The following is a 12,839-nucleotide window of genomic DNA, read 5'->3' on the forward strand; positions in this document are numbered from 1 at the left end:
TACGGCGTGGTCAACTGGCTGCTGTCGCAACTGCCCGGCGTGGACCTCGCCCGGCACAACTGGTTCACCGACCCCTGGCAGGGCTTCGCCGTGATCACCGCGGTCGTCGTCTGGGGCGCGCTGCCGTTCGCCGCCGTCACCCTGCAGGCGGCGCTCGCCCAGATCCCCCCCGGAGATGGAGGAGGCGGCCCTTATCGACGGCGCGCGTCCCTCCCAGGTCCTGCGCCACATCACCTTGCCGGTCGTCAAGCCGGTGCTCCTGGTGGTCACCACCCTGATGGCCATCTGGGACTTCGGCGTCTTCAACCAGGTCTGGTTGATGCGCGGCGGGCAGCCCGAGCGTGAGTACTACTTGCTCGGCGTGTACTCGTTCATCGAGTCGTTCGCCGCCAACCGCTACAGCACCGGTGCGGCCATCGCCGTGGTCACCGTCGTCCTGCTGCTCGTCGGGGCCGTGGTCTACCTGCGGCAGATGCTGAAGCTGGGAGAGGCCGAATGAGAACGGGACAGCGACGAAGAACCCCGGCGGGACGGACCCGTCGCCGCTACGACGTCCTCGGTCTGGCCATGGCCGCCGTCGTCGGGTTCCCCGTCTACTGGATGGTCCTCACCGCGTTCCGGCCCGCGACCGAGATCCTCAGCCTGCCACCCGAGTTCTGGCCCCGGAATCCCACCCTCGCCAACTTCGCGCGGGCGATGGGCACGGAGACCTTCTGGCCCAACGTCCGTTCCAGTGTCGTCATCGGCGTCGGCACCGTCCTGGCCTCCCTGCTGGTCGGCACCCTCGCCGCATTCGCCCTGGCCCGTTTCCGCTTCGCCGGCCGCAAGGCGTTCGTCGTGGTCATCCTCACGGTCCAGATGATCCCGCTCGCGGCCCTCATCATCCCCGTCTACCTGCTGCTGAACGAAGCGGGCCTCACCGACAGCCTCGCCGGCGTCGTCCTCACCTACCTCGTCTTCACCTGCCGTTCACGGTGTGGATGCTGCGTGGCTTCGTCGCGGCGGTCCCGGTGGAGCTCGAGGAGGCGGCGATGGTCGACGGCTGCGGAAGGATCGGCGCGTTCGTCCGCATCGTCCTGCCGCTGCTCGCCCCCGGTCTGGTGGCCACCTCGGTCTTCGCGATGGTCCAGGCGTGGAACGAGTACGTCCTCGTCTATGTCCTGTTGTCCACTCCGGAGAAACAGACCCTCAGCATCTGGCTGGTCTCCTTCCAGACCAGCTTCGGCACCGACTACGGCGGGCTGATGGCCGGAGCCACGCTCACCGCCCTGCCCGTCGTGGTCTTCTTCCTCGTGCTCCAGCGCAAGATCGCCGCAGGGCTGGCCACCGGAGCGGTCAAGGGCTGAGCCCCGGACCGCCCCCGGACGACCCGTCCGCGACACCCTGTCCCCCGTGTCGCCCCGCCGGCGGGTGTTGTCGAGCCAGGTTCCGAGCTTGACCTCCACCACCCCTTCAGCACCGTCCTGACGACCCACCAGGCCCGTCTCCACGCCAGGCGGTAGCGGGTCAGCACGCGGTGTACGGTCGAGGGCACCGGCCCGAGCAGGTGGGCGATGCGGGCCGGTCCCCACCGGCGCAGGACGCGGAGCTTGATGATCCGGTGTTCGGTGCGGGTCGGGGTGCGGCGCGGGCTGGTGTGTGGGCGTGAGGAGCGGTCGGTCATGCCCGCCTCGCCGAACTGGCGGTTGCGGCCGGCCCACCGCTGGGCGGTGGTGGCGACAGCCCCCTCGGCATGCACTCGTGCCCGATCCTGGCCGTCCCTGCGGCACCACACGCCAGCAACCACGTTACGCAGACATCTCCACCCGAAAGCGGTCCGGCATTGCGCCGGACCAGGCGGTCGTCAGGCCCCTCATCAGCGGTCAAGTGATGCCCCGAAGACCGGCGGCAACACCCCCCAGGTCATCGACCTCGACCGCCCAGGTGGGCAGGCCGAGCAGGCCGCCGACGGCGGCGGCCTCATCGGGGTTGAGGCGTCCGACGTGGTCATCATGACCCGGCGCAACGACGGCGAGCTGCAGCAGGTGCTCGACATGGCCGCCGAACTCGGCGTGCCTCGGGACGGCGTCCTGCGGGCCCGCACCCGCTGGAAGGAACTGGCGCGGCCGTCGTACTCGGCACGCACCTCGTGGGAAACGTGGGGCGCTGCTTACGCGTGGTGCAGAGCCGCAAAACTCTCTGAAGGGAAAGTTGTCTTCTGGTCACCCAGCGTAAGAGCTCTGTAGGTCGCGGTTGCGGCCTCCTCAAGGTTCATGATGCGGCGGAACGCCATGCCGATGTCCTTGGCGTGCGCGGAGCAGCCGTGGTGGGACTGGATGACGCAGTTGTGCGTCTTCGCCTGCTCAGCTGTGGTGTCCGCGAGTTCGTCCGAACCGTTGGGGTTGTAGGGGACGGTGCCGATGGAGCGCACGTAGTACGCGTGGTCGAGGGACACGAGCCGGATCTTGTGACCGAGGGCATCGAGGAGGACGGTGTGTTGGGGATGGAGGTGTATCACGGCATTGACGTCCGGACACTCCTGGTAGGTGCGCTGGTGCAGCTTCCATTCGCTGGAAGGGCGTTCGGCCCCGCCTGTGACGTCCCCGGCCAGGGTCATGGTCGTGAAGTCGTCCTTGCCGAGCCGGTCCAGCCAGGTGCCGGCGCCGGTGACGACGAAGGTGTCGCTGCCGGGCAGGCGCGCGGAGAGGTTGCCGCCGCTGGCCAGCACGAAGCCGCGTTCCACGGCCAGACGGCCTACCTCTGCGAGTTGGGTGAACAGGCCCTCGACTGTGGTGGGGTGTTTCATCGTGTTTCCTCTGAGTATTTCAGGCCGTCACGGGTCTGGCGACGGGGCGGGTGAGGAGGGAGCGAGCGCTGTCGATGTCAGTTACCACGATGTTGACGAGCCCCGTCTCCAACGCGGTGAACAAGGGAATGTGTTTCTCGATGCCGCCTGCGATCCCCACTCGGGTGGGGATCGCCCGCATGTGTTCCAAGGTCAGTCCGATGACACGCTTGTCGATCGGTCCGTCGACAGCTTCACCGTTCGCGTCGAAGAAGCGGGCGGAGGCGTCTCCGACAGCGCCGAGCTCGCGGAGAGTCGCGAACTCGGTCTCGGTGACCGAGCGGCGAAGAGCCTGGGCGACGCGGGCCGTGCCGCCGATGCCCACGACGAGAGCGTCGGCTGCGGCTGCGGCATCGAGAGTGCCCTGGACCTCGTCGAGCCCGCGGATGGCGGCGGCTGCCTCGGGGGCCGTCGCCAGTAGCGGGGCGGGCAGGTGGTATGCCGTGCCGCCGACGACGCGGGCGAGAGTGGTAGCCACCTCGTGCGGATTGGCTTCACTGGAGCGCCCGCCGCGGCTTCCCGCCAAGGGCACGACCTCGACGGCGCTGTCGGACTGATAACGCAGATGGGCGACGCTGGCCGCGACAGCCGTACTCATGCCGACCGCGACTCGCTGGACGTGCGGGAGGACCGAGGCGAGGGCCTCCGCCCCGGTCACGCCCAGCGACGAAGGTGACCGCTCCTCACCGGGCCCGAGGCTGGGGCACACCCATGCGCTCTGCAGGCCGAACCGGCGTACGAGGGCTGCCTCGATGTCGGCGAAGGGACGCTCGTCACTGTGAACGGTGATCTCAACGATGCCGACGCGTCGGGCCTCGGCAAGGACTCTGGTCACCTTCACCCGGGACAAGCTGAGAAGCTCACCGATCTCGGCTTGGGTGAGACCGTGGTCGTAGTAGAGCCGGGCCGCCTTGCCGAGCAGCGGATTGTGAGCATTTGTTCGCACGGCTGCACCTCCGTTCACCATGATGCCCGGCCGCACTGCGGAGCGCAAGGCTGTCCGATGGATCTTCGACGGAGCACGGGCCATTGCTGCCGCAAGCCAGGAGGCTCTGCGCGAAGCCGGGAGAGTTGCCCGGCCCAGCCGCCCCGACGATGCGTGAGACCGGTACTGCAGAGCCGCGCTCCGCGGATGCCGACGCCGGTGGTGCGCCGATGAATACGGGCGATGACGGAGCGGGCCGGCGCAAGCCGGTCGACTCCAAGGCGCGCGCCGTCACGGCCCCCGAGCGGCGTTCCCGGTCGCGGTCCACGACCCCTTCACCGGTACGGGTTGCCGCCTGTAAGCGTTCGCACCCGGCTGCGGCGAAGGAGTGCAACTCGCAATTTGGACATACTTGCCGAATGCCGACAGGTGGTCGCCATACTCGCATCACAAAAGTGAAAGAAGCACCTTGACAGCGCAGGCGGCGGAGTCATGATGTTTGAGCACCGGTTCACCGAGTGCACAAATGTTCAGGCTCAAGGAGGAGTCTATGACGACGCAGGACGGCGTCGCGCAGCCGCAGAGCCGGTGGACGCATGCCCTTACGAACCAAGGAATCTCCCGGGTCCTGCTCTGGGGTTTCATCGCCCTCATGCTGTTCATGGTCGGCGACGGGATCGAACTCAGCTTCCTGTCGACCTACCTGGAGGAACGCGGGTTCAGTGGTGGTCAGGTCGCAGGGCTGTTCAGCGCTTACGGCATCGTCGTGGCGGTCGCCGCCTGGCTGGCCGGCGCACTGGCCGAGGCCTGGGGCCCGCGAAGGGTGATGCTCATCGGCGCGTGCCTGTGGATCGTGCTGGAACTCGCGTTCCTGACCCTCGGCGTCATGCAGGAGAACTACCCGGTGATGATCGCGACCTACGCGATTCGTGCCATCGGTTACCCGTTCTTCGCCTACGGATTTCTTGTCTGGGTCACCATGGAGACGCCTGATGCGGTCATGGGCAAAGCCGTCGGCTGGTACTGGTTCTTCAACGCCATGGGCCTGGGGGTCATCAGCGGGTACTTCGTGGCCGTCGCTGTCGAACCGCTGGGGGAACTGGCCACCCTGTGGTCGTCGCTGATATTCGTCGCGGTCGCTGCCCTCATGATCGCAGTGCTGGTGAAGTCCCGGGCCGGCGCGCGCAGAGTCACCCGTGCGGAGACCATCGAGGGGCTCAAGCGCGGCATCACCATCATGAAGGAACGCCCGAAGGTCGGTGTCGGCGGCGCTGTCCGCCTCATCAACACGATCTCGTACTACTCGTTCGCCGTGTTCCTCAACGTGTACATGGTCAAGACGGTCGGCTTCAGCCAGTCGCAGTGGTCCTCGATCTGGGGCACCATGCTTGCGGCGAACGTGGCCGCGAACCTCATCTCCGGTTACGCCTCCGACCGGTTCGGCCGCATCAATGTCATCGCCTGGGGCGGCGGAGCTGCCACAGCGATCACCGTTCTCGGGTTCTACTACCTGCCGCAGGCGGTCGGTGCGAACTACGTCGTCGTCATGGCCCTGGGCATCGTCTACGGTCTCGCGCTGGGCATGTACGTCCCGCTGTCAGCCGTCGTCCCGCTCCTGGCTCCGCAGCACAAGGCGGCCGCAGTCGCGGTCCTGAATCTCGGTGCCGGCCTCAGCAACTTCGGGGGCCCGGCCGTGGCGGCGCTGGTCGGGCCGCTGGGTGTCGGGCCGGTTGTCTGGATTCTCGCGGCGCTCTACATCGTCGGCATCTTCCTCACCTTCCTCTTGCGTGAGGTGGGCGTCGAAGCCCCGGGGTACGGTCCACAGGTCGATCCAGCTCCCCCGGTGGCCACTCGGGTCATCTCTGAATAACCCACCGCAGACTGATCCGCTGGAGAACCCGAACGGGGAGAGTAGGTATCGATGAGAAGCCGAGTCCAGGCCGTGCTGGGCATCGACGCCGGCACGACGTCGGTGAAGTCCGTCGTCATCAGCACGACGGGTGACGTGCTCGGGGCCGCCAGATCGACGGTCCGTATCCGGCGGCCGCAACCGCACTACGCAGAACAGGACATGGACGAGGTCTGGTCCGCTGTCGGGCAGACAATCAGCGAGGCACTGGCCGAAGCCGGTGATGTCGAGCTGCTCGGGCTCAGCGTGACAGGCCAGGGCGACGGTGCGTGGCTCGTGGACGCCGACGGACGTCCCGCCGGGCCAGCCGTACTGTGGCTGGACGGCAGAGCTGCCGAGCGGGTGGCTCGATGGGAGGCCGACGGGCGCGGGGAACTGGTCCGCTGCACGACGGGTTCGGCCCTGTTCCCGGGGGCCCTGCCCGTTCTCCTGGAAGAACTGCAGGACAGTGATCCCGGACTCCTCACCCGCGCGGCGACGCAGCTCAACTGCAAGGACTGGATCCGTTTCCAACTTACGGGAGTTGTGGGAACGGAGGCTTCCGAGGCCTCGCGCACCTACCTGGACGTTGCCACGGGGCGCTACTCCGAGGAGCTCATCGAAGGCCTGGGCCACGGCGGTTTCCGTCGGTTGTTGCCGCCCCTGTTCCCACCCGATGCGGTATGCGGCCGAGTGACGGAGAAAGCAGCGCGAGAGACCGGCCTGCCCGTCGGTCTGCCCGTTGCGACCGGCCTGGTCGACACACCGGCCGGCGGCGTCGGCCTGGGAGTCGTCGGGCCGGGCGAGGCGTACGCGATCCTCGGCACCACCGCGTTCGTCGGTGCCGTACAGGAGCGCGTCAGCGCGCCCGTCGACGTACCGGTCATCACCCTCAACCTGGGCCAGGGAACTCAGGTCATCGAGTGCCTCGCCCCGATGAACGGCACCCCCAACCTCGACTGGGCGCGAGAGGCCACAGGCCTGGCCGGGCTGGAATGGTCACAGATCGAAGAACTCGTCAACGCCGTTCCGGCCGGGGCCCGGGGGGTGCTCTACCTGCCCTATGGGGGCGTAAGCGGTGAGCGAGCGCCTTTCGTGGACACCGCGGCCTCGGCGGCATGGCTGAACATCACCGTACGCACCAGCCCGGGAGAACTGCTGCGTGCCGTCTACGAAGGCATTGCTCTGTCCCTGGGCGAATGCATGGACGTACTGGGCATCAAGGCTGACGCGACGGTCCGGCTCTGCGGCGGTGGGGCGCAATCGCCGGTCGTCTGTCAGATCGTCGCCGACGTGACCGGTCGCCGCATCGTCCGCTCCACCTTCGCCGAACTCGGCGCCCGCGGTGTGGGCGCGCTGGCCCTCGTTGCTGTCGGCGCGGCACCCGACCTTCCCGCCGCGCTGGCCCAGTTCGGCGACGACGCTCAGATCTTCGAGGCAGATCCCCGTCTGCGAGCCCTGCACGACGCCCAGGCCCAGGTGTTCCGCGACGTCCGCGACGCCGTGCGACGCCACTGGCCGGACCTGCGGGCGGTGCAGGCGGCCGCACACGCCGCCGACGCGAGCCCCGCGTCCGAACCCACGGCCGCCCTCTCCGCGGACGCACCCCCCGTAACCACCACCTGATCCCTGACTACGAAATCAAGGAAAATTCATGTCGAACCAGACCACCCACAGGGCCCGCCCACTCCTGCTGGTCACCGCGCCCTTCGACCAAGCTCGAGCCGAGCTGCTCGAGGACGTCTTCGACGTCGAACTCGTCGAGCCCTCTCTGGCCGGCACATCGCTGGCGACCAGGGGACTCGACGAGCAGCTTGCCCGCGCGACCGCACTCGTGTGCGAGGTCGACGTCGTCGACGAAGCCACCTTGGACAAGGCACCTGAGCTGCGGGTCGTCGTGTCCTGCCGTGCAAACCCGGTCAACGTCGACGTGGAAGCGTGTACTGCACGCGAGATCGCCGTCCTGACTACCCCGGCCCGCAATGCCGACGTCACCGCGGATCTCGCCTTCACACTGCTTCTCATGACCGTTCGGCACACCGGCCGGGCCGAACGCTGGCTGCGCAGCGGTGCATGGAAGTCCGAGGACGTGTTCGAGCCCTACTCGACCTTTCGCGGGCTCGGGCTGTCCGGACGCACCCTCGGCATCCTCGGTGGTGGCGCCATCGGGCGCCGGATGATGCAGCGGGCCCGGGCCTTCGGCATGGATGTCGTCGTCTACGACCCGTTCCTCCCGTCCGACGCGTTCGGCGACCAGGCGCGCATCGTCGAACTCGACGAGGTGCTGTCCACGGCCGACATCGTCACCGTCCACGTCCCGCTGGCCGAGTCCACCATCGGGCTGATCGGTGACCGGGAGCTGCGGCTCATGCGTCCGGATGCCTACTTGGTGAATGCAGGGCGCGCCGCGGTGGTGGAGGAGGACGCGCTCGTCAACGCGCTCGCCGAGGGGCGGATCGCCGGAGCCGGGCTCGACGTGTTCTGGACCGAGCCGGTCCCCGCCGACCATCCGCTGCTCAGCCTCGACAATGTCACCGTCACCCCTCACATCGGCGGCGCCTCCGACGACGTCGTGACCGAGCACTCCAAGATCGCCGAACGCGGCCTGCGCGCGTGGGTGGCGGGTGAGCGGCCCCCCGCGGTCGCCAACCCCGCCGTGCTCGAGCCGACCACTGCGCGCTGAGGCGCCCGCACCCGCTCACTTACCGCAACGCAATGCCTCAGGAGGGCCAGACATGAGCGTCATCGAAGACGCCGGCACGACACCCGACCTCAGCCCAGCCGTTTCGGCTCTGCTCCAGGCCCCACCGCGGCTCCTCATCAACGGCGAGATGGTACCGGCTGACAAGGGCGGCACCATCCCCGTACTGAACCCCGCCACGGGCCGGCAGATCGCGACCGCAGCCGCGGCAGGAGTCACCGACGTGGACCGTGCCGTGCGGGCCGCGGCTGCGGCAATGGAACCCGGTTCGCCGTGGCGACGGATGTCCGCCCTCGACCGCGGCCGGATCATCGAGCGCTTCGCCGCTCTGCTCGAGGCCCACGCCGAAGAACTCGCCGACCTCGAGGCACTCGACGGCGGTAAGGTGCGCAGCTCCGCCCGCCAGAACGACGTGGAACTATCCATCAAGCACTTCGCGTACTTCGCGGGCTGGCCCAGCAAGATCGAGGGAAACACCATTCCGGTGTCCGTGCCCGACACCATGGTGCGGACCGAGCGGGAACCCGTTGGTGTCGTCGCGCAGATCATTCCATGGAACTTCCCTCTTCTCATGGCGGCTTGGAAGATCGCGCCCGCCTTGGCCGCCGGGTGCGCGATCGTCCTCAAGCCCGCCGAGAACACCCCGCTCGTCGCGATCCGCCTGGGCCAACTGGGCCTCGAGGCCGGACTGCCCAACGGTGTTCTCAACATCCTCCCCGGCTACGGACCGGAAGCAGGCGAGGCACTCGTCGAACACCCACTCGTGGACAAGGTCGCCTTCACGGGTTCCACCCGTGTCGGGATCCACCTGGCGCAGAAGGCGGCCGCACAGGTCAAGCGCGTGACGCTGGAACTCGGCGGGAAGAGTCCGAACATCATCTTCGCCGATTCTCCTGTCGAGGAGGCAGTGGCCGGCGCGGCGTCGGCGATCTTCTCGAACTCCGGCCAGTCGTGCAGTGCCGGTTCACGCCTCTACGTCGAACGCTCCCGCTTCGACGACGTCGTGGACGCCCTGTCCGAACGGGCTGACAGCATGCGCGTCGGACCGGGGCTCGATCCGAGCACCGACCTCGGTCCGCTCATCAGTCGAACCCAGCTCGACCGAGTCCGCGGCTACATCGACGGCGCGCTCACCGGCGGCGCGACTGCCGCCGCAGGTGCAGTAGCCCCGGCCGGCGTCGACGCGGACGGATACTTCCTGCGTCCCACCGTTCTGACCGATGTCGACGACACGATGACAGCGGTACGCGAGGAGATCTTCGGTCCCGTCGTCGTGGCCCAGCCCTTCGACTCCCTCGAGGAGATCGCGGCGCGCGGCAACGACTCACCCTACGGTCTCGCGGCCGGCATCTGGACACGTGACATCGCCCGCGCGAACCGCCTGGCGAAACTCCTCAGGGCGGGCACCGTCTACATCAACATGTACGGTGCCACTGATGCCGCAGCACCGTTCGGTGGATTCAAGACCTCAGGCTACGGCCGTGAGATGGGCCACGCGAACCTCGAATCATACCTCGAGACGAAAACGGTATGGACAAGCCTGTCGATGTGAGCGGCAACGTGCGGTCGACCCGGGTGCCGGCCATGGTCCTCATGGACGACCGGCTGCGCCCTGGAGCCGTCGCACTGAACGTCACACTCGGGGCGCTCGTCCAGGTGCTGGCACTGAGCACGTGGTACGCGACGTCAGCGGTGGCGCCGCAGCTGGCGCGGCACTGGAACCTCGACTCAGGCGAAGTCTCGTGGCTGACGAGCTGCGTCCTGCTCGGGTTCGCGGCCGGAGCGCTGGGACTGGGGCTGCTGCGCGTCGCCGACCGGGTACGCCCGGGCGTACTCCTGCCGCTGGGCTCGCTGATCGCTGCCGCGTGCACAGCGCTGCCTGCGGTTCTACCCATCGGATTCGCGCCGACCCTTGCTCTGCGCGTCCTCACGGGAATCGCTCTTGCGGCGGTGTATCCGCCGGGGATGAAGGCCGTCGCCTCATGGACCCTGGCCCGCCGCGGGTCGGCAGTCGCGCTGGTCGTGGCTTCCTTGACGTTGGGCAGCGCTCTTCCGCACGCACTCCGCACGCTGCCGTTGCCGGGCTGGCGAAGTGTCCTCCTCATCTCGGCGGTTGCCGCGACACTGGCAGCCGGGCTGGCGACGACGACTCGGACCGGCCCGCACACGAGCGAGACCGACACACTACGGATCGGTGCCGCCTGGCAGCTCTTCCGCAACAGGCGACAGCGGCTCGTCACCTTGGCCTATCTGGGCCATATGTGGGAGGTCTACGGCCTGTGGACATGGTCGGTCGCGTTGCTCGCCGCGTTGCCCGGTTCGGGGGGCCCTGTCCTCGGTGTCCCGGGATGGGGCCCGTTCCTGCTGATCGGCGTAGCCGGGGCCATCGGCTGCTTCGGCGCAGGTTCCGCAGCCGATCGGTGGGGCAGAGTCCGTGTCACGACCGTAGTCGTCACCATCTCGGCCTGTTGCTGCCTCCTCGCACCAGCGTTGCCACTTCTTCCCGACATAGTGGCTGCGGTGATGTTGATCGTTTGGGGGGCATCGGTGATCGGGGATTCACCGATGTACTCAGCGTTGCTTGCTGACTCCTCCGACCCGACCGCCGTGGGGACGGCCCTGACCGTGCAGATGGCGCTCGGATACTCTCTCGCGGCGGTACCGGTCCTCCTGCTGCCGCGCCTGGCCGCGCACGTCGGATGGCCCTGGGCCTTGCTCTCACTGGCGCCCGGACCACTGGCCAGTGCCTTGAGTCTCCGGAGACTGCAGAGGCTTGACCGGACCAGTTGAGGCCCGGTGTGGTGTCTTGCCGTCCCCGCCGTCGGCCAGGACCGCGCCGTTCCACGGCGGAGGCGCTGATGCCCAGGTGGACGGCGACCTCCGGATATCCCCAGAGCTGCTGGTCGTCGGCCATCGTGTCCTCCTCGTTCGTCGGTGATGAGCGTACGCAAGATCCGGATGGGCGGGCGTACGGCGAGACCGCCCCTGCCGGTCGGCGCGGGGCAGCCTTCTGCGGTTGCGGTCAGACCTCGGCGACGCGGTTGGAGAGGGGCGGACCAGGCGCGGCCAGTCGTCGGGGGCGGCGGGCCAGGAGGCGAGGAGGACCTCGGTGGTGGCCAGGCCGAGGTGGGCGGTGACATCCCAGCCCGCTCGGGAGGCGGGCTCCCAGCGCAGGCGGATACGGCCGAGCGGGAGTCTGGGGGCCCCGACGCCGCAGAGTGGCCCGTGCCTGGATGCGATCTTGCCGGACTGGTCACAGTCGCACGGTTATCGCTTCTCCTAAAGATTTCGTGCGGGTCGCCAGCCGGATGATGAGGTGACACGGTGACCAACCACGATGAGGCAGCGACTGTCCGACCGTTGACCCTGGCTTGGGCGAGCCGGCACCTGGAAGCCTGTGAACGAATCATCAGAACCGAGGTGCTGCACGGTGGCCTTTCTGCCGAGATGCGGAAGCTGACCATCGGCACTCGAACCGGAGACACGCGTGACCTGGTGCTGCGGACCTTCGTGAACGTTGAACACACCGAGGACTGGTTGGAACGGGAGGCTGGCGCCCTGACCCTGCTTCCAGGGACCGGCGTGCCAGCTCCTGGACTGGTCGCGGTTGATCCGACTGCCGCGCATTGCGAGTATCCGTCACTCCTCATGACACATATGGCGGGCCGGACGGTCCTCGACGACGAGGGATTGGACACGCGTCTCCCCCTGCTGGCCCGCCAGCTCGTAGCGATTCATGCCTTGCAGCCCGCCAAGCGGCCGCGGGGGCATGTGACGTTGACGACCGCCGACACTGTCGTGGTTCCGAATGGCGCCGACGCGTCGGCTTGGGCGGCCGCTATCGACGTTATCCGCAAGCCCCCGCCGCCCCGTGAAGGGCGGTTTCTGCACCGGGACTTCCAGCCGGGCAACGTGCTGTTCGACATGTCGCCTTCAAAGTCAGCAGACGTCCGGATCACGGGGGTCGTCGACTGGGCGGCGACCTCTTGGGGTCCGGCAGATCTCGATGTGGCGCACTGCTCCGTCAATCTTGCGCTGCTGCACGGCCCGGCGTGGGGTCTTCGGTATCCCGAGGCGTATGAGGAGGCCGGTGGGGTGCTGGCCACGGACGCGAGTGAGCGACTGTACTGGCTCGTCCGGGACGGGCTGGCATCCTCAGAAGAGGTGCAGGTGGTGGCGGAGACATGGCGAGGGGCAGGGAGGACAGAGCTGACGACGCGAGCTGTGGAGAAGCGGCTGGATGCCTACATCACCGCGCTGATGGACGCGCTGGGCTGAGCCAAGGAGGGCGGAATGCGAGGCGTCAGGGGCCCCTTCCTCATATTGGCAAAGCAAAGCAATTCGCAGGGCAACTGCCTAGCCCTGCGGAGCAGCCCGTCGCGCCGCCACGTATTCGGACCAGCTTCCGCCGGCGAGAGTGGCCCAGCGTTCGGCTGAACCGCCCCGGGTCAGGGTGCAAAGGCAGTACTCCGGCACCGCCGGGGCTTGTAATTAAATAACT

General features: G+C 68.0%; 9 protein-coding genes and 2 pseudogenes. 8 read left to right on the forward strand and 3 right to left on the reverse strand.

Annotated features, from left to right (window positions below; genetic code table 11):
• Positions 1–175 precede the first annotated feature (175 nt).
• Positions 176–499 (forward strand): hypothetical protein, encoded by a 324-nt coding sequence (locus AMK22_RS41490; RefSeq protein ID WP_242434261.1) that lies wholly within the window; start codon positions 176–178, stop codon positions 497–499.
• Positions 496–1,346: pseudogene (locus tag AMK22_RS42500) on the forward strand (carbohydrate ABC transporter permease). The gene AMK22_RS41490 and the pseudogene AMK22_RS42500 overlap by 4 nt, the downstream one beginning before the upstream one ends.
• 137 nt (positions 1,347–1,483) lie before the next feature.
• Here AMK22_RS42500 and AMK22_RS33450 read toward each other — a convergent pair.
• The 3 genes and pseudogenes from AMK22_RS33450 to AMK22_RS33460 form a co-directional block, all read right to left on the reverse strand.
• A pseudogene (locus tag AMK22_RS33450) lies at positions 1,484–1,786 on the reverse strand (helix-turn-helix domain-containing protein); the annotation flags it as partial.
• A gap of 363 nt (positions 1,787–2,149) precedes the next feature.
• A complete protein-coding gene (locus AMK22_RS33455; RefSeq protein ID WP_073791168.1) occupies positions 2,150–2,785 on the reverse strand; it encodes a class II aldolase/adducin family protein in 636 nt (211 codons plus the stop codon).
• Positions 2,786–2,804: 19 nt separating this feature from the next.
• On the reverse strand, positions 2,805–3,770 hold the full coding sequence (locus AMK22_RS33460; RefSeq protein WP_073791170.1) for a sugar-binding transcriptional regulator: 966 nt from the start codon (positions 3,768–3,770) through the stop codon (positions 2,805–2,807).
• A gap of 529 nt (positions 3,771–4,299) precedes the next feature.
• On the opposite strand from AMK22_RS33460, the gene AMK22_RS33465 reads away from it, so the two are divergent.
• The 6 genes from AMK22_RS33465 (at position 4,300) to AMK22_RS33495 (ending at position 12,616) form a co-directional block, all read left to right on the forward strand.
• On the forward strand, positions 4,300–5,619 hold the full coding sequence (locus AMK22_RS33465) for an MFS transporter (protein WP_073791172.1): 1,320 nt from the start codon (positions 4,300–4,302) through the stop codon (positions 5,617–5,619).
• Positions 5,620–5,670: 51 nt separating this feature from the next.
• On the forward strand, positions 5,671–7,263 hold the full coding sequence (locus AMK22_RS33470) for an FGGY-family carbohydrate kinase (RefSeq protein ID WP_073791173.1): 1,593 nt from the start codon (positions 5,671–5,673) through the stop codon (positions 7,261–7,263).
• Between the two features lie 28 nt (positions 7,264–7,291).
• Positions 7,292–8,320, forward strand: coding sequence for an NAD(P)-dependent oxidoreductase (locus AMK22_RS33475; protein WP_073791175.1), 1,029 nt, complete (start codon positions 7,292–7,294; stop codon positions 8,318–8,320).
• Positions 8,262–9,890, forward strand: coding sequence for an aldehyde dehydrogenase family protein (locus AMK22_RS33480; protein ID WP_242434262.1), 1,629 nt, complete (start codon positions 8,262–8,264; stop codon positions 9,888–9,890). The genes AMK22_RS33475 and AMK22_RS33480 overlap by 59 nt, the downstream gene beginning before the upstream one ends.
• The gene (locus AMK22_RS33485; protein WP_079186547.1) at positions 9,869–11,128 is read left to right on the forward strand and encodes an MFS transporter; all 1,260 of its coding nucleotides are present in this window, start codon (positions 9,869–9,871) and stop codon (positions 11,126–11,128) included. The genes AMK22_RS33480 and AMK22_RS33485 overlap by 22 nt, the downstream gene beginning before the upstream one ends.
• Before the next feature lie 534 nt (positions 11,129–11,662).
• Complete coding sequence (locus AMK22_RS33495) at positions 11,663–12,616, forward strand: phosphotransferase family protein (RefSeq protein ID WP_073791178.1); 954 nt, start codon at positions 11,663–11,665, stop codon at positions 12,614–12,616.
• Positions 12,617–12,839: the final 223 nt, after the last annotated feature.

Source organism: Streptomyces sp. CB01580, from assembly GCF_001905795.1.
Classification (GTDB): Bacteria; Actinomycetota; Actinomycetes; order Streptomycetales; family Streptomycetaceae; genus Streptomyces.

Bases quoted from the DNA above. Each gene is read 5' to 3' on its own strand.
- AMK22_RS41490 (WP_242434261.1), top strand. From the start codon at position 176: ATGGAGGAGGCGGCCCTTATCGACGGCGCGCGTCCCTCCCAGGTCCTG.
- AMK22_RS33455 (WP_073791168.1), bottom strand. From the start codon at position 2,785: ATGAAACACCCCACCACAGTCGAGGGCCTGTTCACCCAACTCGCAGAG.
- AMK22_RS33465 (WP_073791172.1), top strand. From the start codon at position 4,300: ATGACGACGCAGGACGGCGTCGCGCAGCCGCAGAGCCGGTGGACGCAT.
- AMK22_RS33470 (WP_073791173.1), top strand. From the start codon at position 5,671: ATGAGAAGCCGAGTCCAGGCCGTGCTGGGCATCGACGCCGGCACGACG.
- AMK22_RS33475 (WP_073791175.1), top strand. From the start codon at position 7,292: ATGTCGAACCAGACCACCCACAGGGCCCGCCCACTCCTGCTGGTCACC.
- AMK22_RS33485 (WP_079186547.1), top strand. From the start codon at position 9,869: ATGGACAAGCCTGTCGATGTGAGCGGCAACGTGCGGTCGACCCGGGTG.